A 21,370-nucleotide genomic window follows, 5' to 3' on the forward strand; every position below is an offset into this window, starting at 1 on the left:
GTCGGCGGCGGTGCGGGCCTCGTCGCGCTGCGCGGCCGAACTGACGCGCTGCGCCAGCAGCCGTTCCTGCCGCGCCGCCTCGCGCACCGCGCGCTCGGCATTGGCGCGGGCGCCGGCCAGCGTTGCCTCGATGGCGGCGATCTCGGGCTGGCGCCCGCCCTTTTCCAGATTGGCGAGTTCGCTGGCGGCACGGGATTCGGCGGCGCGGGCCGCGGCCAGCGCCAGCGCGGCGTCGCGGCTTTCCAGCATCGCCACCGCCTGCCCGGCCTTGACACGGTCGCCGCGCTGCACCGCCAAGGTCTCGAGGCGCGCCGTCGCCACCGGGGCGATCTGCACATACTCGCCCTCGACATAGCCGGTGCCCAGGGGCGGCGGCGGGCCGCATTGCGGCAACATCGCCGCCAGGAAACCGAGCGAGCACAGGAAATCAGCCATCGCCACCCCCGATCATCCGGTCCAGATTGGTCAGCATCCGCCGCGTGATCGCCCGCGCCTCGGGCCGCGCATAGTGCCGCCAGCCCATGCGGCGCTGGACGATGGGCGCGGCGATGCGGAAATAGACTGCCTGCCCGACAAGCGAGAAAACGGCCAGCTTCACCTCGTCGGATTCCGCCGGCGCGCCGGTCGCGGCCGACCACAGCGCGCAAAGCGCCCGGTGGCGCGGCTCGACCAGCGTGGCATAGAGCCGGTCCAGAACCGGGCTGCCGGGCTGCGCCAGTTCGCGCAGCACGAAGGCCACGGCGTCGCTGGCGCCCGGGCTCAGGAGCATGAAGGTGACGATCCGCCGCACCAGCCGGCGCAGCAGCAGGCGCGCGCGGGCGGGATCCATGTCGGAGGGGCCGGCCGGCAGCGGCCGGGCGACCTGCTCGACCCGCTCGGCCACCGCGTCGGCGCAGGCGATGCGCAGCCCGTCCTTGCCGCCGAAATGATAGGCGATCGAGGAAATGTTGGTCCCGGCCCCGGCGGCGATGGCCCGGGTCGAGGCCGCCTCGAACCCGCCGCGCCCGAAGTGCTGCAGGGCGGCCCGGATCAGCGCCATGCGGGTGGGATGCGCGTCCATGCCGATCCTTATGGTTTCAATCAATCGATTGATACAGGATTTTCGGACCGGAGTCGAGATCCGATGCAAGGCCGGAAAAACGGCCGGCGCCACGTCTGGCGCCGGCCGATGGTCGTTCTGCAGGGGAATCCCGTCTAGCGCGCGAAGCCGCTGAGCTGCGGCAGCCAGGTCGAAAGCGCCGGCACGAAGGTCAGGATCAGCAGCGAGGCCAGCGCCGCCAGGAAGAAGGGCGGCAGTTCCCGGATCAGCGCCGAGGGCTTCTGCCGGGTGGCCGAGGCCACGACGAAGATCAGCCCGCCGACCGGCGGCGTCATCAGCCCGAAGGTCAGGTTCACGATGACGATGATGGCGAAATGATCCGCCGCGATGCCCAGGTTATGGGCGATGGGGGCCAGGATCGGCACCAGGATCATCACTCCCGGCAGCGGGTCCATGAACATGCCGAAGACCAGCAGCAGCAGGTTCACCATCAAGAGGAAGGCGATGGGCGACAGGTTCATGGCGATCACCGCGTCGGCCATGGCCTGGGGCACGCCCTCGATGATCAGCACCCAGGCGAAGGCGCGGGCGGCGGCCAGGATCATCAGCACCGCCACCGACATGATGGCCGAGCGCAGGAACGCCCCCCACAGGTCCGCCAGCGTGAAGCCGCGATAGACGAAGGCGCTGGTCAGGATGGCATAGAACACCGCGACGACCGAGGCCTCGGTCGGGGTGAACAGCCCGCCGCGGATGCCGCCGACGATCAGCACGATCAGCAGCAGGGCGGGCAGGGCGGCGAAGCTGTTGCGCAGCATCTGCCCGACCGGCGGCCGCGGCTCGAGGCTGCGATAATCGCGCTTGCGGCTGATCCACCAGTTCACCACCGCCAGCAGCCCGGCGATCAGGATGCCGGGCAGGATGCCGGCCATGAACAGCGAGCCGACCGAGGTGTTGCGGTCCTGCAGCGCATAGATGATCATGGTGATCGAGGGCGGGATGATCGGGTCGATCACCGCGACCGAGATGGTCAGCGCCCCGGCATAGGATTTGGAATAGCCGCTGCGCTCCATCATCCGCGCCATCATCGCCCCCGGCCCCGCCGCCGAGGCCAGCGCCGAACCCGAGATTCCGGCGAACAGCGTCCCGGTCAGGATATTGGCATAGCCCAGCCCGCCGCGCAGGTGGCCTACGAATTGCGAGGCGAAGCGCAAGAGCATGCGCGAGATCGCCCCGGTGGACATGATCTCGGCCGCCAGGATGAAGAAGGGCACGGCCAGCAGCGGAAAGCTGTCGAGGCCGGTGAACATCTCCTTGACCACCACCACCAGCGGATAGCGGCCGGAAAGGCCCACCGCCGCGAAGGCGGCCATGGCCAGCGCGAAGGCGATTGGCACCCCTATGACCATCAGGATCAGGAAGGCGGCGATCAGGATCTCAACCAAGGGGGGCCTCGTCGGAATGCTGCAGCCCCGCCCGCAGGTATTGCGGCGCGATCAGCGCAAGATGGGCGATCATCAGCGCGAAGCCGACGGGCATCGCGGCATAGATCCATTTCATCGGCACCCGCAGGGCGGCGGATTTCTGGATCGCCATGCGGTTCATGTAGTCGATGCCGACCCAGACCATGAAGCCGAAGAAGGCGAACAGCACCAGCAGGATCACCGCGCGCAGGACAAGCTGGCCGCGGGTGGGCAGCGCGTCCTGGGCATTGGTGATGGCGGCATGGGCGCCCTCGCGCAGCGCCAGCCCGCTGCCCAGGAAGGTCAGCCAGATCATCGCGTAACGCGCCACCTCGTCGGCCCAGGTCAGCGAATTGCCGGTCAGGTAGCGGCCGGCGACGTTCCAGCCCAGGATCACCGACATCGCCGCCAGACCCAGGACCAGCACGGCGCCGTTCACGGCGACGAAGGCGCGTTCGATCCGGCGCATGGGGTTACTCGACCGCCTGGATGCGGTCCATCAGCTCCTTGCCGAACTGGGCCTCATACTGCTTGTAGGGCTCGGCCAGAGCCTCGCGGAAGGCGGCCTTCTGCTCGGGCGAAAGCTCGTTGACCTGCATCCCGGCCTCCTTCATCGCCGCAACGCCCGAGGTGTCGACATCGTCGACATAGGCGCGCATCGCCGCCACCGCGTCCTTGGCCGCCTTGTCGAAGGCCGCCTTCTGCGCGTCGTCCAGCCCGTTCCACAGCGTGGGCGAGACCAGGATGACGGTCGAGGAATAGACATGGCCGTCCAGCGTCAGGAACTTCTGCACCTCGTCCAGCTTGGCCGAGACGATCACCGAAAGCGGGTTTTCCTGCCCGTCGATGGCGCCCTGTTCCAGCGCGCCGATCACCTCGGGCCAGGCCATCGGCGTGGGGGCGGCGCCAAGGGCGCGGAAGGCCTCGATATGCACCGGGTTCTCCATGGTGCGGATCTTCAGCCCCTCCAGGTCGGCCGGGGTCTCGACCGCGCCGCGATTGCTGGTGATGTGGCGGAAGCCCTGCTCGCCCCAGGCCAGCGCGTGCAGGCCGGCATCGTCGAACCTGGCCAGCATCTCCTGGCCGATCTCGCCGTCCAGCACCTTGCGGGCATGGTCCTTGTCGCGCAGCAGGAAGGGCACGCCCAAGACGCCGACCTCGGGCACGAAATTGGTCAGCGTGCCGTCCGAGGCGATGGTCATCTCGACGGTGCCGAGCTGCAGCCCCTCGATCACCTCGCGCTCGCCGCCCAGGCCCGAGGAGGGGAAGTGGCGGAAGCTGAACTGGTCGCCCAGGCTTTCCTTGAGCGAGGCCTCGAAAGCCTTGGCGCCGGCGCCGTAATGGCTGTCCTCGGCCAGGGCATAGCCGATCTTGATTTCCTGCGCGGATGCGGGCGCGGACAGGACCGCGCAGGCCAGCGCGGCGGCAAAGACGTGTTTCATCGTGAATCCCTTCCCTTTTCCGGCGCAGATTTAGCGCTACCTGCCGGGAATGTGCAATCCCGCACCACCCGCCGGCCTGCTGCCGCGCGCCAGTTGCTGGCGGGCCAGGTGGCGCCTGTCGTCCAGGGTCGAGAATAGCACGGCGGCGACCAGGCCGATGCTGACGCCCAGCAGCGTGTCCAGCACCCGTTCCGGCGCCATGGCCGCCCCGGCCGCATCCGGCGCGGCAAGATGGCTCATCAGCAGGGCCATGGGCGTGACCAGGATCTGCCCCAGGGCATAGTTGGTGCCGATGATCATTTCCGTGGCGAATTGCAGCGCCGTCAGCGCGGCGATCAGGCTCCAGACCGAAGGATCCTGCAGCAGGATCAGCCAGGCCAGCAGGGCGCCGACCACGGTGCCCGCCAGGCGCTGCAGGGCGCGGCTCAGGCTGATGTGCAACTGCGGTCCCTGCATGACCGCCAGCGCGCCCAGGGCCGCCCAGGCCGGATGCGCCGCGCCGGCGGCATGGCTGGCAAAGATCGCCACGGCGGCGCCCAGCCCGATGCGGGCCGCGGCGATCAGGCGATGGGACAGGGGCTGCGGCGGCTCGGCGGGAAAGCGGCGCTCGGGCGTGGCGGGATGGCGCAGGGCCTCGGTCAGCGCGCAGACCGCCAGGGCCAGCGCGGCGACGCCGGCAGTGGCCGCCACGCGCTCGACCACCTGCTGCAGCGTGGCGACATGGCCCATGGCGGCGCCGGCGGCGAAGACGAAGATCAGCGGCCCCGGCGGCCCCAGCCGGCTGGTGGCGGCGGCCAGGAAGAACCCGCCGCAGGCCAGCGCCAGCAGCACGAATTGCAGCACCAGCGGCGCACCCAGCCAGGCGGCCAAGGACATGCCCAGCACCGCCAGCACCTGCCAGAAGCCGCTGAGCAGCAGGATGCGGCTGCGGCGGCCGCGTGGCGCGAAGCGCCCGAAAAGCGCCACCAGCGCCCCCAATGCGGCAAAGCCGATCAGATGCGGCCAGGGCGAGACATGGACAAGGGGCAGGGCGACCGCCATCGTGACCGCCGCCTGCGCGCCGGCCAGCACGGCATTGCGCAGCGAAGGCTGGCGGTTCAGCGCGAAACTGTCGCGCAGGTGATGCGGGCGCAGCAGCAGCCGCGCCGCGTCGATGCGACGGGCCGACAGCGGCCCGAATTCGGGTGCGGTCATTTCTGCGCCTCCTGCTGCTGGCGCGCGGCGAGGCGCTGCTCGATCCGGTCGAAATGGCCCAGCATCGTCGCGATCTCGGCATCGGAAAGGTCGGCCAGCAGATCCTCCTCGCCCGCGGCAAGGGTGCGGCGGATTTCGGCCACGCGCTGCCGGCCCAAATCGGTCAGGTGGATCAGCCGGGCGCGGCCGTCGCTTTCGTCGGGACGGCGCTCGACCAGGCCCTGCCGCGACAGGATGTCGAGGACGCGCACCAGGCTGGAACCATCGACGCCGACGAGCAGCGCCAGCTCTTTCTGGGTGATGCCGCCGCCGGTTTCCTGCAGGTGGACCAGCGGCACCCAGGTCGCATCGGTCAGCCCGGCCGCGGCCAGATGCGCGTCGATGGCGCGGCGCCAGCGCCGGGCCAGCAACGAGAAGCGGATGCCGAAACGGGCGCGGGGAGGGGACGGATTGCTGTGCATGCGGTGCTTGTAGCAGATATGAATTGAATTGCAATGCAAATCATATCATATCATATCGACACCAGCACCCCGGCTTCCGCGGGTTCGGCCAGCAGCAGCGCCAGGGCGCGCAGGAACGCCCAGACCACCCCCCAGACCACGGCGAAGGCGGCCAGGGCCAGCAGTTGGCCGGCGATGATCCAGACGCCGTCGCGCTCCAGCACGCCAAGCGCCAGCACGCAGATCGCCAGCGCCGGCAGCATGTTGCCCAACGGAATCGGCAAGAGCAGCACCAGCGACAGCCCCAGGCACAGCGCCCCGGTCAGCCGCGCCGCCAGCGGCCCGGTCAGCGCCGGCAGGCGCGGCGAGAGCAGCCGTTCCGCCTTGGCCAGGAAGGGCGTGCAGCGCGCCACCACCGAGGCGAAATCCGTCCGCGCCACCGAGCGGTCGGCGATGAAGCCCGGCAACCAGGGCGGCCGATCCGCCATCATCTGGAAGGACAGGTAGATCAGCGGCAGGCCCAGGATGCCCGAGGTGCCGGGCGGCGCGGGCAGGGTGTTGGGAAAGGCGAACAGCGCCAGCAGCGCGGCGATGGCACGGTCCTTCAGCAGCGCCAGCAGGTCGGCGACGCTGATCCGCTCGCGCGTCTCGTCGCGGGCAAGGACGGCCAGGAAGCCCGACAGGCGCTGCCGGTGCCGCGGTTCGGCATCGTCGCCGGGCGAAGGTGGTCCGGGCGAAGCCTGGCTGGATGGAGCTTGGCCGGATGGGGGTTTGCTGGGCCAGGGCATCCCGTCTCCTGTCGCTTGGTGCGGTTCATTTTGATGCCGGCGCGCATGATTGCAAGGCCGGCGCCGCGGCGATGCCATGGCCGCGGGCCCGCCTGGCCGGCGGAAACCTGCCCTCCGCCAAGCCGGGCTTGCTCTTGCGATGCAACCGGCACAACCTGAAGGCATAGATAAAACTCGTTCAGGGAATCATGGGATAATGAGCGCGACAAGCGATTCCGCGGCCGGTTCGCCGCATCAGACCGAGCTCAAGCGGGTCATGGGCCCGAAGCTGCTTTTGCTGTTCATCGTGGGCGACATCCTCGGGACCGGGGTCTATGCCCTGACCGGCACCGTCGCGGGCGAGGTCGGCGGCGCCGCATGGGCGCCCTTCCTGGTGGCCTTCGCCGTGGCGACGATCACCGCCATCTCCTACATGGAGCTGGTCACGCGCTATCCGCAGGCGGCGGGGGCGGCGCTTTACACCCACCGCGCCTTCGGCATCCATTTCCTGACCTTCCTGGTGGCCTTCACCGTCATGTGTTCGGGCATCACCTCGGCCTCGACGGCATCGAACGCCTTCGCCGGCTTTCTGAACGACGGCTTCGGCCTGGGCCTCCAGAAGGGCAGCGCCGGGATCCTGGCGCTGGCGCTGGGATTCATGGCGCTGGTCGGGCTGATCAACTTCCGCGGCGTCGGCGAAAGCGTCAAGGCGAACGTGATCCTGACCTGCGTCGAGCTGTCGGGCCTGCTGATGGTGATCTTCATCGGCTTCTACGCCATGGCCCAGGGCCGCGCCGATTTCTCCGAGGTGATGATCTTCCATTCCTCGGAAGAAAAGGGCTGGTTCCTGTCGCTGACCGCCGCGACGGCGCTGGCCTTCTTCGCCATGGTCGGCTTCGAGGATTCGGTCAACATGGCCGAAGAGATCAAGGATCCGGTCCGCATCTTCCCGCGCATCATGCTGACCGGGCTGGGCATCACCGGCGCCATCTATGTGCTGGTGGCGATCTGCGCGGTGGCGCTGGTCCCGGTGGGCGAGCTGTCGGACCCCGACAGGGGCTCGGCGCTGACGCAGGTGGTGCGGGCGGGGGCGCCGAATTTCCCCTTCGACAAGATCTTCCCCTTCATCGGCATGTTCGCGGTGGCGAACTCGGCGCTGATCAACATGCTGATGGCCAGCCGCCTGCTTTATGGCCTGGCGCGGCAGGGCGTGCTGCCGCACGGGCTGGGGCTGGTGCATCGCCAGCGCCGGACGCCTTGGGTCGCGATCATCTTCACCACGCTGCTGGCCTTCGGGCTGATCTATTTCGTGGTCACGCGCTCGGACCTGCCGGCGGTCAGCCTGCTGGGCGGCACCACGGCGCTGCTGCTGCTTTGCGTCTTCAGCATCGTCAACATCGCGCTGCTGGTGCTGCGCCGGCAGCCGGTGGCGCATGAGCATTTCCGCGCCCCGGCCGTCATGCCCTGGATCGGGGCGGCAAGCTGCGCCTTCCTGGCCGGGCCCTGGGCGCGCAGCGCCGCGCAGATGGACCAGTACAAGGTTGCCGGCTGGCTGCTGGGAATCGGCATCGTGCTGTGGGCCGCCACCTATCTGTGGAACCGCGCCACCCGCCATCACGTCCCCGGCGACATGAGCCATATCGAGGACCTGGCCGAGCATCACGGCGATTCGACGCGGAACTGACCGCCGCGGGGGCGGGATTGCCTCTCCGGCGCCCGTCCCGGCCTGCTTCGCGCCCGTTTCGCGCCGCAAAGCGGGGCAGGGGCTGGCGCGGTCGCGGCAACGCGGCGTCGGCACTGGCCTTTTGCCGCGAAGCCCGCCATCACCCTGACGAAAGACCGCTATCCGAGGGACATGATGGGCTATTTTCCTGAATGGCGCCGCGCCACCGGCGCCACGGTTCTACCAGACGAGAAGCTGCCGCTGGCCGCGGCGGTGCCGATGAGCCTGCAGCACCTGCTGGCGATGTCGGGCTCGACCATCCTTGCGCCGCTGATCATGGGCTTCGACCCCAATGTCGCGGTGTTCTTTTCCGGCATCGGCACACTGCTGTTCTTCGCCGTCACCGGCGGCCGGGTGCCCAGCTACCTGGGCTCGTCCTTCGCCTTCATCGCGGTGATCATGGCGGCGACCGGCTTTGCCGGCGGCGGCCCGAACCCCAACATCGCCGTGGCGCTTGGCGGGATCATCGCCGCCGGGCTGCTCTACGCGCTGATCGGGCTGGTGGTCATGGCCATCGGCTCGGGCTGGGTCGAGAAGCTGATGCCGCCGGCGGTGACCGGCGCCATCGGCATGGCCATCGGCCTGAACTTGGCGCCGGTGGCGGTCAAGCAGCTGGCCGGCAGCTTCGCCCATCTGGGCATCGCCCTGGCGACGGTGCTGTGCATGGCGGCGGTCTCGGTCTATGGCCGGCAGGCCACGCGCCGCGTCGCGGTGCTGATCGCGCTGATCTTCGGCTATGCGCTGGTGCTGATCCTGGGCAACGGGATGGGCCTGCTGCCCGGCATCGACTTCGCCGCCGTTGCCGCGGCGCCCTGGTTCGGCATGCCGCATTTCACCGCGCCGCGCTTCGACTGGGGTGCCATCGGGCTGATCGCCCCGGTCGCCATCGTGCTGGTGGCCGAGAATCTGGGCCATATCAAGGCCCTGGGCGCCATCACCGGGCGGAACATGGACCGCTATATCGGCCGGGGCTTTCTGGGCGACGGGCTGGCGACCATGCTGGCCGGCGCCGGAGGCGGCACCGGCGTCACCACCTATGCCGAGAATATCGGCGTCATGGCGATGACCAAGGTCTATTCGACGCTGATCTTTCCCCTCGCCGCCGCCATCGCCATCCTGCTGGGCCTGTCGCCAAAATTCGGCGCCATGCTGCAGACCATCCCGGCGCCGGTTCTGGCCGGGCTGGCGGTTTCGGTCTTCGGCCTGATCGCCTCGGCCATGGCGCGGATCTGGGTGGACAACAAGGTGGATTTCTCGGACCCGAGGAACCTGTTCACCGTCGGCGTGGCCCTGATCTTCGGCGGCGGCGATTTCACCGTGACGCTGGGCGGCTTCTCGCTGGGCGGCATCGGCACCTCGACCTTCGCGGCGCTGCTGCTTTACCAGCTGCTGGGCCTCGGTCGCCGCGCCGCGGGCTGAGGCTTCGGCGCCGGCTCAGCCGGGCTGGCAGACGAAGGCCTCCAGCGTCTCGGGGTCGATGGGCTTGAAGAGGATCTGCAGCCCGGCCTGGCCGGCGGCGCGCCGGGTTTCGGGGCTGCGGTCGGCGGTGATGATGCGGGTCGGGCGCAAGCCGAAGCGGCGGTGCAGCGCCTGCGCCGTCTCGACGCCGCTGGGACCGTCGCCCAGCTGCTGGTCCAAGAGGTAGATGTCGGGGATGACGCCCATCTCCTCGACCAGGGTCAGCGCCTCGCTGCCGCTGGCGGCCTCGACCACCTCGACGCCGCGGCGTTCCAGCAGCTGCGCGATGGCGCTGCGCAGGTCTTCGTCATTCTCGACCAGCAGCACGATGCGGTCCATGCCCGCCTCGGGCGGGGGCGCGGCGGCGGGGGGCTTGCTGCCGGCGCGGGGCAGGTCATGCGCCAGGGGCAGCTCGACCGAGAAGCAGGTGCCGCGGCCCGGCACCGAATGCAGCCGCAGCCGGTGGTCCAGCAGCGCGCAGGCGCGCTCGACGATGGCCAGGCCCAGCCCCATGCCCTGCGCGGCCGAGGCGGTGCCCTCGACGCGGTGGAACTCGCGGAAGATCGCCTGCTGGTGCTCGGGCGCGATGCCGGGGCCGGTGTCGTGGACCTCGATGCGCAGGCTGCCGCCCTGGCGGCGCACGCCGACCAGCACCCGCCCGGCTTGCGTGTAGCGGATGGCATTGCCGATCAGGTTCTGCAGGATGCGCCGCAGATAGGCCGCATCGCTTTCCACCGCCAGTTGGCAGGGCATGATGCGCAGTCCCAGGCCCTTGGCGGCGGCCAGCGGCGCGAATTCGTCGGTCAGCTGCGCCAGCAGCAGCTCCATCGACAGGGGCGCGATCTCGATCTCGGTGCCGCCGGATTCCAGCCGCGACAGGTCCAGCAGCGCCCCCAGGATGCCCTCGACGCTGAGAAGTGCGTTATGCGCCTTTTCCAGCGTGGCGCGCAGGGCGCTGTCGCCGGCATCGTCGCGGGCCGAGGCGACGAAGAGCTTGGCGGCCGAGAGCGGCTGCAGCAGGTCGTGGCTGGCCGCCGCGACGAAGCGCACGCGGGCGGAATTGGCGCGCTCGGCATTGGCCAGCGCCGCGGCCAGTTCCTCGGTCCGGGCGGTGACGCGGGCTTCCAGCGTGGCCTTGGCGCGCAGCATGGAATGGATCGCCAGCCGTTCGCGCGTGACATCGGTAAAGGACATCACGAAGCCGCGCTCGGGCATCTCGCGGCCATGCACGTCCAGGATGACGCCCGAGGCGTGCCAGAGCTCGAAGGACAGCGGCAGGCGCGCGCCGCGCATCCGCACCCATTCGCGCAGCTGCGAGGCCGAGAAGCCTTCGTTGAAGCGGGCCTGATACAGCATCCGCACCGCCAGCCGCTCGAAGCTCAGCCCGCGATGCATCAGCGCCGCGGGGATCTCCAGCAGGTCCGCGAGCCGCTGGTTCCAGCCGATCAGCGCGCCATAGGCGTCGAAGATGCCGACGCCCTGGTTGATGTGTTCCAGGGTGGCGCGGATCATCCGCGCCTGGTTGTCCAGCAGCTTGCCATGCTCGATGCGCTCGGTGCGGATGATGCGGGTCACGTCGGTATGCAGGACCACCGTGCCGCCGTCGAGCGTGCGCTGCTCGCTGACCTGGATCCATCGGTCGCCGGTCAGGCCGATGTTGAAATGCTGCGGCTGCTCGTGGCGCCGCATCCGTTGGGCGATCCAGCCGTCGGCGGTCAGCCCCTCGGGCAGCAGCACCTGCCGCGACCGACCCAGCAACTCGACATAGGCCGCGAAGCCGATGCCGGGGACAAGCGCCGGGCGCACATCCGGCAGGTCGGCGCAGAAACGGCTGTTGCACAGCACCAGCCGGTCCTCGGCGTCGAACAGCGCGAAGCCTTCCTCGATCGCCTCGATGGCCTGCGACAGGTCGCGGCGGGCGCGCTCGGCGGTGGCATTGGCGGCGTTCAGCCGCTCCAGCGTCGCCTCGAGATCGCGGGTGCGCTGGCGGACGCGCTCCTCCAGCAGGGCGGCGCGGCGGAATTCCTCGAAGGCGGCGTTGTGCTCGTCCCGGCGCTCCTCGGAATGGCGCATCAGCGCCTCGGCGATGACCAGCAGCTTCTCCAGGTTCTGCCCGGCATCGTCGTTACGGTCGATGAGCCAGTCCGAGATGCGCGCCATCAGCCGGGCTCCGCCAGCTGCGTCCCCGGCGGGTAGATCGCGCAGCCGGTCAGGGTGTGGTTGACATGCAGCGGGCCGAATTGCTCGCCATAGGTGGAAAAACCCCAGACGCGATGCCGGCGCAGCACTTCCGAAACGGCACCGCCCAGCTGCTTCTGCTCGGCCTCGATGCGGCGCAGCACGCAGTCGAAGCCCAGCACCGCCACCGGCGGCACCGGCCCGGCCAGCTGCGACAGCCGCCGGTCCAGATGCGCGGGCAGGTCCTCGGGCTCGGTCAGCGCCAGCACCACGCCCGCGTCGATGGCCGAAAAGAACAGCAACTCGCCCGAAGGCAGCACGCGCTGCACCGCCCGCACGTGATAGCGGCCGCCGACCCGCACGGCGAGCGGATGCGCGGCAAAGGTCAGGTAGTCGATCAGCGCCGGATCCTTGCCCAGGATGCGGGCATATTCCCGCGCCGCCGGCTCGGCATTGATGCGCTGCACGATGCGGGCGGCGGGGTCGGCCCGGGTTACCACCATGCGCCGCTCGGTCGGGTGCAGGTGGTCCATGTTCAGCGCCCGCACCGGGCAAAGCCCGCGCAGCACCGACAGCACCGCCGCGTTGCGCAGCGCCCGGCCGCGATGCAGGACCAGCGTTTCCCGGAATCGCAGCCCGTCCCCGGCCGATCCGCCGATCAGCGGCACATGGCCCGAGCCGGCCGCCAGTGCCGAGGCCAGGTCGTCCTCGCAAAGCGACAGCCCGTCGACCAGCAGCAGGGCGAATTCATGCGGCAGATGCGCCTGCGCACCCGCGAGATCCTGGCGCAGTTGCAGGAAGGCCGCCGCCGCGGCGCTGCGCGACAGGCGGTCGAGGTCGGTCAGCTCCAGCACTTCCGCCGCGAACAGCCGGGCAGGGAAACCCAGCGCCAGCACCGCGCCCTCGTCATAGCCCGCCTCCGAGATCTCGCCGGCAGTGGTGCAGCCGACGACATGGGCGGCGGGCAGGCGCGCCGCGGTCTCGGCAGCGATGCGCGCGACGTCGGCCCGGGGCGAGACAAAGAGCATGACCAGCGCGAAGGGCCCGGGACCAAGGCCCCGCGCCAGCCGGCCGGTCACGTCGGCGTCCTGCGCCGGCGCGCTGGCCCGCGCGATGCAATCCTGCGCTGCGCTCACCCCGGCCTCCCTTCCGCTGTCGCGCCTCCTCCGTCAGGCTTAGCGGTTCACTCCCTCGCTGTCATGGCCTGCGATCTCGGTCCCCGCCTCGGCGGTCATGGCGTTGAAGCTGATGTCCTGGGCGAACAGCACCGCCTGGGTGCGGGTCTGCACCCGCAGCTTGCGCATGATGGCGGTGACATGCGCCTTGACCGTGGTCTCGGCGATCGACAGCTCATGCGCGATCTGCTTGTTCAGCAGCCCGGCGCTGATCAGCTGCAGGATCCGCGCCTGCTGCCGGGTCAGCGAGGCGAGCCGCGCCAGCGCCTCCTCGGCCAGGCTGGGGGTGGCATTGTCCAGCGCCAGCCGACTGGCATGCACCTCGCCGCGGGCGATGGCGGCGAAGGCCTCGCGGAAGGCCTCGCGCGGGGCGTGCTTGGGCACATAGGCGCTGACCCCGGCCAGCAGCGCGCCGCGCACCACCCGGCGCTCGTCCATGGACGAGACCACGATGATCGGTCGCTCGGCCGCCGCCTGGCGCATGCGCACAACCCCTTCCAGCCCGTTCACGTCGGGCAGGTGCAGGTCCAGCACGATCACGTCGGGCACCGGCTGGCGCGCCATGCGGTCCAGCGCCTCGGCCAGGCTGCCCACGGCCTCGACCCGGGCGATGCCCACCGGGCCGGTCAGCGTCATCGACAGCGCATCGCAGAACAGCGGGTGATCGTCCACGATCAGCGCCGTGTTCAGCGGCCGGATCGGCGGCGGGGGTTGCTGGGCTTGTTCCATGGTTCTGCTCATCTGGCTGCCTCGGCTGGAATGGGTCGAGTCTAGGGGCGGGCGGCGGGGCCGTGAAGCGCGGGATGCCGTCACCCCGGGTCCTCCAGCCGGATCAGCCAGCCGCCCGAGGCATTGACCTGGATGCCGTAGCGCCCCGGCCTCTCGATCAGGAACGAGCCCGAGCCGGCCCCGGCCTGATGCAGATTCTGGATCACCGCGCCCGATGCGTCCAGCAGATAGACCACCATGATAGCATCCATGCTTTCGAAGACCAGCCGCGCCGGCCCGTCCAGGTCGAAGCGCGGCAGCACCCGGTTGCCGGCGCCGCGATGCTCCAGCGCCGGCTTCCGCGCGGCGAGCCGGTCATAGCAGGCCAGCCGCAGGGCCGCGTCCGGCTCGGCCCGGCAGGCACCAAGCGTGGTGGCCAGGTCGAGCCCCGGCGCCGGCGTGGCCGCCAACGCCGCCGAGGCCAGGATCACCAGTCCACGGGGCATCCCGTGCAGTTCTCCATATGCACCCCCTCCCAGATGGCATAGGGGGCGTGGTTGCCCTCCAGCAGCGCCTCGGCGAAATCGGCGTTGTAGAACTTGCTCTCCATCAGGTTCGCGCCGATCAGCTTCGCGCCGACGAATTTCGACTTGGGCGCCATGGCCGCTTCGAGCGTGGCGGCGGTCAGGTTCGCGCCCGACAGGTCGGCGCCGGCCAGCCGGGTATAGTCCAGGTTGGCGCCGGTCAGGTCGGCGTCGCGCATGACCACGCCCTGCAGCTGGGCCATCTGCAAGTTCGCCCCCCGCAGGTCGGCGCCGGTCAGGTCGGCGCCCTTCAGCTCGGCCCCGAACAGGTTGGCGCGCATCAGGTTCGCGCCCTTCAGGTCGATGCCGTTCAGCTTCAGCCCGCGCAGGTCGGCGTGGCGCAGGTCGGCGCCGGGGCAGGCGGCGCCGGCGCGGATCTCGCAGGTGCCGATGACCAGCGGCCCTTCGCGCGGGGTCGGTTCGTCGACGATGACCGGCCAGCCGCCGCCGGTCTGTTCGGAATTGGCCGCATGGACCCCGGAGGCGAGGGCCAGGGCGGCAAGGATGGTCAGGCTTCTGAGCATGGGATTTTCCCTCGGTTCGGGGTGTGGGGACGGGCAGGGACGACCTGCCCGGCCGGTCAGTTGCCTGTCACTTCGAGGCGGTCAGCAGCTCGTCCGGGATCTCGAAGACCCAGAACGAACCGCCTTGGCTGACCTGGGTGGTCAGCGTCGCCATGTCGCCGCCCCAGAGTGGCACCGCGCCGCCATAGCCCGAGGCGATGCCCAGGTATTGCTTGCCGTCCATTTCCCAGGTGATCGGGGACGAGACGATCCCCGAGCCGGTGTTGAACTTCCACAGCTCCTCGCCCGTTTCGGCGTTGAAGCCCTTCACGAAACCGTCCGAGGTGCCGGTGAAGACCAGGTTGCCGGCCGTGGCCAGCGTGCCGGCCCATAGCGGGAATTCCTCCTTGTGCTCCCATTTCTTCTCGCCGGTGGTCGGGTCGAAGGCGCGCAGCGTGCCGATATGGTCGTCGTAAAGCCGCTTGATGCGGAAGCCTTGGCCCAGATAGGCAGCGCCGGCCTGATAGGTGACGTTCTCGGTCCAGTAATCCTCGGTCCAGTGGTTCGCCGGGACATAGAACAGCCCGGTCTTCTGGCTGTAGGACATCGGGTTCCAGTTCTTGCCGCCCAGGAAGGGGGGCGAGACCTCGATGCTGGCGCCCTTGGTCTCGCCCTCGGCGGGCAGGGGCGGGCGCTGGCCCTCGACCTCGATCGGACGGCCGGTCTTCAGGTCGATGCCCTTGGCCCAGGTGATGCCGTCGACGAAGGGGAAGGCGTTGAGCAGCGCCGTCGGCCGGTTGATCTCGCCGCCGCGCTTCGACAGCGCCTCGATGTCGGTGACATAGAAGAAGCCGTTGCGGTCGGCATGGGCGCCGGCGCGATGGGTCTTGCCGTCCTTGTCCTTGTAGTCGAACAGGATGATCTCGTTGTTGCCGGAAAAGTCCCAGGCGTCGTTCGGTGTGTGCTGGTAGAAGCCGACCAGCTCGCCGTTCGAGGGATCGACATAGGCCTGGCCCGAGGTATACAGGCTGTCGCCCGGCGTGCGCGCCCAGGTGTTCCAGGGGGCGGGGTTGCCGGCGCCGACGACGATGGTGTTGGTCTCGGGGTCGTAGCTGGCCGATTGCCAGGGCGCGCCGCCGCCGTGGCTCCAGGCCTCGACCTTGCTGCCGTCGGGATTGTTCGGCCAGCTCGGCGCGGCTGGATCGCCGGTGACGGTGCCCTCCGCGCCGGCCAGCGTGCCCTTGTGCCCCTCGACAAAGGGCCGCATCCAGATCTCCTCGCCGGTCTCGACGTCGCGGGCATAGAGCTTGCCGACCACACCGAACTCGTCGCCCGAGCTGCCGTGGATCAGCATGACGCGGCCGGTCTCCTTGTCCTTCACGATGGTCGGCGCGCCGGTCATCGTGTAGCCGATCTTGTGGTCCTCGAACTTCTTGCGCCAGACCACCTTGCCGGTATCCTTGTTCAGCGCATAGATGCTGGCGTCCAGCGTGCCGAAAAAGACCTTGTCGCCATAGATCGCCGCGCCGCGGTTCACCACGTCGCAGCAGGGGCGGATGTCCTCGGGCAGACGGGCCTCGAACTTCCACAGCCGCTTGCCGGTCCTGGCGTCCAGCGCCCACATCCGCGAATAGGACCCGGTGACGTAGATCACCCCGTCATGCACCAGCGCCTGGGTTTCCTGGCCGCGCTGCTTTTCGTCGCCAAAGGAAAACGACCAGGCCGGGCGCAAGTGCTTGACTGTCTCGGCGTTGATCTGGTCGAGCGCGGAATAGCGCTGCGCACCCACCCCCAGCCCATACATCAGCACGTCGTCGGTGGTCTCGGCGTCGTTCAGGATGTCCTCCCAGGTGACGGGGCTGGTCTCGGCATGGGCCATCGCCGCGACGCAGGCGAGGGCCAGAACACTGGCCGAGGTCAGTTTCAGAAAGCGATTCATGCAGTCTCCTCCATATACATGAACGACGGGTTGCCCGCGTCTGATGCCTTGTCGGTCCTTGCTTCAGGCGCCGCCGACGACCGGCAGCGCCAGGGTTTCATGGTCGCCGAAGCGGCGGACGACCGAGCGCAGGTATTCCTCGGGATTGGCGCCCAGCCCGGCGAATTCGGGGACGGGGCCAGCGGCCATCGCCTCGATTGGCGTCAGCCCCAGATCGGCGGCCATCGCCAGCCGGTCGCGCGTCGCCCGCAGATAGGCGCGGGTCTGCGCGATGCCTTCGCCCGCGCGGTGGAAGCGGCCATGCCCCGGCACCACCCCGGCGGGGCCGAGCCCTTCCAGCCGGTCCAGCGCCGCCAGCCAGGTCGCGAAATCGGCATCGGGCAGGCTGGGCGCGCGGTCCAGGAACACCAGGTCCCCGGCGACCAGCACGCCGGTCGCCTCATCGAGGATGGCCAGATCGGCGGCGGTGTGGCCGGCCAGCGGGATCATCCGCAGGGTCCGGCCGCCGATGGCGCGCGGGCCGGCCTCGACCTCGCCGGTTGCGGGCATGGTCCGGGTCCCCGAGATCCAGCTGCCGAGGATCGCATACAGCGTCTCGGCATAATCCTGGGCATATTCGCGGCAGGTCGCGGATGTCGCCGCCAGCGCCAGAACCGGCCGGTCGGCCAGCGGCGCATTTCCGAACCAGTGGTCCGGGTGATGGTGGGTGTTGATCGTCGCGACGAGCCCGCCCAGCCGCTGGTCGGCAAAGGCGCGGATCTCGGCCCCCATGGCGGCGGTCGAGCCGCTGTCGACGACCAGCGCGCCCTGATCGGTCGCCAGCAGCGCCACGTTGACGATGTCGCCGCCGTTCTCGCGGGTGAAGACCTCGCGCCGGCCCTCGATCATCCATATTCCATCTGCAACTTCAATTGGCTGCAGGCCATATCTGCGCGGCTGCGCGAAGATGGGCAAGGGCAGCGTCAGGACGGCGGCCCCGGCCAGCAGCGCCCGGCGGGAAAGGCTCATGGCGCGCCCTCCACCCGGCCCGCGAAGGCATAGCCCAGGTTGTCGCGCGCCCGGATCGCGACCGGCCCGCGCGCCAGGTCGGGCGGCAGCAGGAAGGTCAGCGCCGGGTTCTCCTCCAGCGGCTCGTGCAGCTCCAGCGCGGCGATCTCGGCCCCGGCGGCGTCGAGCAGCGCCAGTTCGGTCAGGTGATGCGCCGGGATGCCGTCCGCCAGGCCGGTGTCCTGCGGATGGCGCAGCCGCAGCCGCAGCCGCCCGGTCTCGGGCCAGAGCCGGGCGCGCAATTCGCCGAAGCCCTGCTGCCAGTCGGGCCGGTGGTGCGCGGCGGCGGGCGCGCTGCAACCGCCGCCAAGCGCGCTGACATAGGCCGCGCCGACCAGCCATTCGCCCGCCCCCGTCTCGGCCCCGGTTTCGGCCGAGGCGCGCAGGGCGCCGCCGACCTCGTATTTCACGCCGAAGCCCAGCAGGGGCAGGGCGCGGCCGGGGCGAAAGACGATGGCCTTGGGAAAGGGGCTGTAGTCGATGGTGACGACGATGCGCCGGATCGGCTGCGCCACAGCGGTGGCGTCGATCAGGAAGGGGACATGGCTGGAATCCTCGGCCGCGGGCGGGGCCAGCACGGTGACGGCCGGGTCGTTGCGCCAGGCCGCGGGGTCGCCCAGGAATTCCTGCCGGTGCGACGGCCACATGCCGCTGTCGAACGCATCGCCCCCCACGGCCGCCGGCCCGGTCCTGCCGGTCAGCAGCGGCGGCGAGGCGGCGCCGGGCAACCTGTCCGTCAGCAGCGCCATGGCCCTAGTTCCTCAGCACGCCATGGATCAGCTCGGCCGCCGCCGGCGCATGCGAGGCGCCGCTGCGCAGCATGTGCGCCGCCTGGTCCAGCACGGTCACGGCGCGCGGCGCGCCCGAAAGCGCCTCGAAGCCGCTGCCGGCGCTTTCCAGCTCGGCGGCCAGCGCCTGGGCCTGATCGGCCCCGGCATCGAGCGGCAGCGCCTTGACCTTGTCGTAAAGCGCCGCGATCTCGGTGCTTTTCTCCGCCAGTGCGTCGGCATCGGGGCGGGTCTCGATATAGGTGCGGATCGCCCAGATCGCCTGCTGGTTCAGGATGCCCTCGAAGGGCGGCATCTTGACCGCACCGTTCTGTTCATAGCCGTGCAGGATGCGGTCCAGATACCATTCGTCGCCGAAGGCGCTGGCCTCGAGGAAGCGCAGGTCCGGTGCCAGCCCGCCCGAGATCGCCTCGAGCCCGTGGCAGCGCGCGCAATTGCTGTTGAAGCCCTTGGCGCCGATCTCGACGGCCTTGAACAGCACTGCGCTGTCCGCCTCGCGCCAGGGGTTTTCGCTGGCCATCTCGGCCGGAAGTTCGGGCAGGGCGGCGGTGTCGACCGCCTGCGGGGCGGTGTCGCCATGGCCAAGCGCCATCGGTGCCCAGAGGGCGAGTGAGACGGCAAGAGGAAAGGTCTTGCTTATCCTGCGGGTCATGTTCCAAAGTCCTTCGCGCGTATCCGATGTGCGTTGCGTCCTGGTCAAATTTCCTTGAGATCGAGAAAGGGTAAATTGTGCCATGGTCGTATTGCGCACCCTCCGCAGGGCCCGGAGCCTGCGGTCCCGCCCCGGAATCGGGGCATTTCTCCTGCTTCTGGCGGGGGTTTTCCCCTTGGCCGTCGCGGCCGAGCAGCCGGCGCTGTTCGACGAAAGCGGCTATCGCCTGGACGGCTATCGCGCCCCGGTTCCCGAAGCGGTGCCGGGGGCGAGGACGCTCGACCTTGCGCAGGTGCGGGCGCTGATCGGCCAGGGCTGGATCCCGGTCGACGTGATGGGCGCCCGGGTCTTCGAGATCGGCGCCGACGGCGCATGGATCCTGCCCGAGCGGCACCGCTCGATCCCCGGCGCGCATTGGCTGCCGGTGGTCGGCTGGGGCCGGCTGGAGCCATGGCAGAGCGATTATCTGGATGCGAGCCTGGAGCGGATCACCGGCGGCGACCGCAAGGCGGGGCTGATCCTGTTCTGCAAGTCGGATTGCTGGCTCAGCTGGAACGCCGCCAGGCGCATCGCCGGGCGCGGCTATGTCAACCTGGGCTGGTTCCCCGGCGGGGTCGATGCCTGGGCGGATGCCGGCCTGCCGCTGGTCGAGATCCGGCCCGAGCCGAATCGCGGCAGCTGGTCGCGCTGACCGCCGCCGCCCGGCGGGGGTCAGCCATGCGCGACGGTCACGGTCTTGAGACGGGTGAAGCCGTAGAGCGCCTCGAAACCCTTCTCGCGGCCATGGCCGGATTTGCCGACCCCGCCGAAGGGCAGCTCGATGCCGCCGCCGGCACCGTAATTGTTCACGAAGACCTGGCCGCTACGGATCTTGCGCGCCAGCCGCAGCTGGCGCGCGCCGTCGCGGGTCCAGATGCCGGCGACCAGCCCGTATTCGGTACCGTTGGCGATGCGGATCGCCTCGGCCTCGTCCTGGAAGGGGATCAGCACCTGCACGGGGCCGAAGATCTCCTGCTGGGCCAGCGCATGGCCGGGATCGACCTCGGAAAACAGCGTCGGCAGCACGAAATGCCCGCCCGGCGCGGCATCGGGATGCAGCCTGCCCTCGGCCGCCAGGGTCAGCTCGGCCTTGCCGCGGTCGATGAAGCCCGAGACGATCCGCTTCTGCTTCGCCGAGACCAGCGGGCCCAGGTCATGCGAGCCGATCGCCGGCCCGGCCAACAGCCCGCGATAGATCTCCACCATGCGCTGCCGCACCTCGTCATAGATGCCGCGCTGCACCAGCACCCGCGAGGCGGCCGAGCAGGTCTGGCCGGCGTTCTGCATGCAGGCCCCGACCAGCACCGGCATCGCCTGTTCAAGATCCGCGTCGTCGAAAACCACATGCGGCGACTTGCCGCCCAGCTCCAGCGTGACCGGGACCACGTTCCTGGCCGCCGCCGTCTGGATCGCCACACCGGTGCCGACCGAGCCGGTGAAGGACAGGTGCTGGATGCCCGGGTGCCCGGCCAGCGCCGCCCCGGCCTCGGCGCCATGGCCCGTCACCACGTTCAGCACTCCCGGCGGCAGCCCGGCCTCGGCCGCGATCTGCGCGATGGCGAGCGTCGAGAGCGAGGCGTCCTCGGCCGGCTTCACCACCACTGCATTGCCCGCCGCCAGCGCCGCCCCCAGGCCGCGGCCCAGGATCTGCATCGGATAGTTCCAGGGAATGACGATGCCGCAGACGCCGTGCGGCTCGCGCAGGGTGTAGACGGTGAAGCCCGGCTGATAGGGGATCGTCGTGCCCATCAGCATGTCGGCCGCGCCGGCATAGAACTCGAAATAGCGGGCAAGCGCGCGCGAATCGTTGCGCGACTGGTGCAGCGGCTTGCCGACGTCCAGCGTCTCGATCATCGCCAGTTCCGCCGCCCGTTCCTGCACGATCCGCGACATGCGCATCAGCAGGCGGCCGCGCTCGACGGCGGGCATCCGGCCCCATTCCCCCTCCATCGCCGCCTGCGCCGCGGCGACGGCCGCGTCGACATCGCCCGGGGTGCCGCGGCCGATGGCGCCGATCACCTGCCCGGTCGAGGGATCCTCGACCGGGATCGTATCCTCGCCGGCCGGGGCCAGCCATGCCCCGCCGACGAAGATCCGGGTCGTGTCCAGCGTCATCACGTCAGTCAGTGCCATGTCTCGCCTCCGCCTCTCGCCTCCGTCCTGCCGGTGGCTGCAGGACAGCCTTTTCGCGGCCGATGCGCAAGAGCGCGCACGCCCCGAGGCCCGTTGCA

At 69.9% G+C, this 21,370-nt stretch carries 20 protein-coding genes and 1 pseudogene; 3 read left to right on the forward strand and 18 right to left on the reverse strand.

Features of this window, described 5'->3' with window-relative positions:
• From I9P22_RS11750 to I9P22_RS11785, 8 genes and pseudogenes are all read right to left on the reverse strand, one after another.
• Positions 1-435: pseudogene (locus tag I9P22_RS11750) on the reverse strand (HlyD family secretion protein); the annotation flags it as partial.
• A complete protein-coding gene (locus I9P22_RS11755; protein WP_199259670.1) occupies positions 428-1,060 on the reverse strand; it encodes a CerR family C-terminal domain-containing protein in 633 nt (210 codons plus the stop codon). The gene I9P22_RS11755 and the pseudogene I9P22_RS11750, both read right to left, overlap by 8 nt.
• A 134-nt stretch (positions 1,061-1,194) precedes the next feature.
• Complete coding sequence (locus tag I9P22_RS11760) at positions 1,195-2,484, reverse strand: TRAP transporter large permease (protein WP_199259671.1); 1,290 nt, start codon at positions 2,482-2,484, stop codon at positions 1,195-1,197.
• Entirely contained in the window at positions 2,477-2,971 is a 495-nt protein-coding gene (locus I9P22_RS11765) for a TRAP transporter small permease (RefSeq protein ID WP_199259672.1), read from the reverse strand. Before I9P22_RS11765 ends, I9P22_RS11760 begins: the two co-directional genes overlap by 8 nt.
• 4 nt (positions 2,972-2,975) lie before the next feature.
• Positions 2,976-3,944 (reverse strand): TRAP transporter substrate-binding protein, encoded by a 969-nt coding sequence (locus tag I9P22_RS11770; protein ID WP_199259673.1) that lies wholly within the window; start codon positions 3,942-3,944, stop codon positions 2,976-2,978.
• Positions 3,945-3,980: 36 nt separating this feature from the next.
• On the reverse strand, positions 3,981-5,138 hold the full coding sequence (locus I9P22_RS11775; protein ID WP_199259674.1) for an FUSC family protein: 1,158 nt from the start codon (positions 5,136-5,138) through the stop codon (positions 3,981-3,983).
• Positions 5,135-5,599 (reverse strand): MarR family winged helix-turn-helix transcriptional regulator, encoded by a 465-nt coding sequence (locus tag I9P22_RS11780; RefSeq protein WP_199259675.1) that lies wholly within the window; start codon positions 5,597-5,599, stop codon positions 5,135-5,137. The genes I9P22_RS11775 and I9P22_RS11780 overlap by 4 nt, the downstream gene beginning before the upstream one ends.
• 50 nt (positions 5,600-5,649) lie before the next feature.
• Positions 5,650-6,366, reverse strand: coding sequence for an exopolysaccharide biosynthesis protein (locus tag I9P22_RS11785; RefSeq protein ID WP_199259676.1), 717 nt, complete (start codon positions 6,364-6,366; stop codon positions 5,650-5,652).
• A gap of 196 nt (positions 6,367-6,562) precedes the next feature.
• On the opposite strand from I9P22_RS11785, the gene I9P22_RS11790 reads away from it, so the two are divergent.
• Both I9P22_RS11790 and I9P22_RS11795 read left to right on the forward strand, forming a co-directional pair.
• The gene (locus I9P22_RS11790; RefSeq protein ID WP_199259677.1) at positions 6,563-8,029 is read left to right on the forward strand and encodes an APC family permease; all 1,467 of its coding nucleotides are present in this window, start codon (positions 6,563-6,565) and stop codon (positions 8,027-8,029) included.
• Positions 8,030-8,203: 174 nt separating this feature from the next.
• On the forward strand, positions 8,204-9,487 hold the full coding sequence (locus I9P22_RS11795) for a solute carrier family 23 protein (protein WP_199259678.1): 1,284 nt from the start codon (positions 8,204-8,206) through the stop codon (positions 9,485-9,487).
• A gap of 15 nt (positions 9,488-9,502) precedes the next feature.
• On the opposite strand, the gene I9P22_RS11800 is transcribed toward I9P22_RS11795, so the two are convergent.
• The 9 genes from I9P22_RS11800 to pedF form a co-directional block, all read right to left on the reverse strand.
• Positions 9,503-11,686 (reverse strand): hybrid sensor histidine kinase/response regulator, encoded by a 2,184-nt coding sequence (locus I9P22_RS11800; protein ID WP_199259679.1) that lies wholly within the window; start codon positions 11,684-11,686, stop codon positions 9,503-9,505.
• Positions 11,686-12,840, reverse strand: a complete 1,155-nt coding sequence (locus I9P22_RS11805) for an FIST signal transduction protein (protein WP_199259680.1) — start codon at positions 12,838-12,840, stop codon at positions 11,686-11,688. The genes I9P22_RS11800 and I9P22_RS11805 overlap by 1 nt, the downstream gene beginning before the upstream one ends.
• A gap of 39 nt (positions 12,841-12,879) precedes the next feature.
• Positions 12,880-13,620, reverse strand: a complete 741-nt coding sequence (locus I9P22_RS11810; protein WP_233253347.1) for a response regulator — start codon at positions 13,618-13,620, stop codon at positions 12,880-12,882.
• Between the two features lie 68 nt (positions 13,621-13,688).
• Positions 13,689-14,093, reverse strand: a complete 405-nt coding sequence (locus I9P22_RS11815) for a hypothetical protein (RefSeq protein WP_199259681.1) — start codon at positions 14,091-14,093, stop codon at positions 13,689-13,691.
• Positions 14,075-14,695: a pentapeptide repeat-containing protein gene (locus I9P22_RS11820; RefSeq protein WP_199259682.1), complete on the reverse strand. Its 621-nt coding sequence runs from the start codon at positions 14,693-14,695 to the stop codon at positions 14,075-14,077. The genes I9P22_RS11815 and I9P22_RS11820 overlap by 19 nt, the downstream gene beginning before the upstream one ends.
• Positions 14,696-14,762: 67 nt before the next feature.
• Entirely contained in the window at positions 14,763-16,613 is a 1,851-nt protein-coding gene (locus tag I9P22_RS11825) for a PQQ-dependent methanol/ethanol family dehydrogenase (protein WP_199259683.1), read from the reverse strand.
• A 63-nt stretch (positions 16,614-16,676) separates the two neighbouring features.
• Positions 16,677-17,621: a quinoprotein relay system zinc metallohydrolase 1 gene (locus tag I9P22_RS11830; protein WP_199259684.1), complete on the reverse strand. Its 945-nt coding sequence runs from the start codon at positions 17,619-17,621 to the stop codon at positions 16,677-16,679.
• Entirely contained in the window at positions 17,618-18,409 is a 792-nt protein-coding gene (locus I9P22_RS11835) for a quinoprotein dehydrogenase-associated SoxYZ-like carrier (RefSeq protein ID WP_199259685.1), read from the reverse strand. The genes I9P22_RS11830 and I9P22_RS11835 overlap by 4 nt, the downstream gene beginning before the upstream one ends.
• A gap of 4 nt (positions 18,410-18,413) precedes the next feature.
• Positions 18,414-19,100: a cytochrome c-550 PedF gene (gene pedF / locus I9P22_RS11840; protein WP_199259686.1), complete on the reverse strand. Its 687-nt coding sequence runs from the start codon at positions 19,098-19,100 to the stop codon at positions 18,414-18,416.
• A gap of 175 nt (positions 19,101-19,275) precedes the next feature.
• Here pedF and I9P22_RS11845 point away from each other — a divergent pair, with 175 nt between their 5' ends.
• A complete protein-coding gene (locus tag I9P22_RS11845) occupies positions 19,276-19,791 on the forward strand; it encodes a rhodanese-like domain-containing protein (protein ID WP_199259687.1) in 516 nt (171 codons plus the stop codon).
• A gap of 20 nt (positions 19,792-19,811) precedes the next feature.
• On the opposite strand, the gene I9P22_RS11850 is transcribed toward I9P22_RS11845, so the two are convergent.
• Positions 19,812-21,272 carry an aldehyde dehydrogenase family protein gene (locus I9P22_RS11850; RefSeq protein WP_233253348.1) on the reverse strand — a complete coding sequence of 487 codons (1,461 nt, stop codon included), beginning with the start codon at positions 21,270-21,272 and terminating at the stop codon, positions 19,812-19,814.
• Between the last annotated feature and the right edge of the window lie 98 nt (positions 21,273-21,370).

The organism is Paracoccus binzhouensis (genome assembly GCF_016446475.1).
Classification (GTDB): Bacteria; Pseudomonadota; Alphaproteobacteria; order Rhodobacterales; family Rhodobacteraceae; genus Paracoccus; species Paracoccus binzhouensis.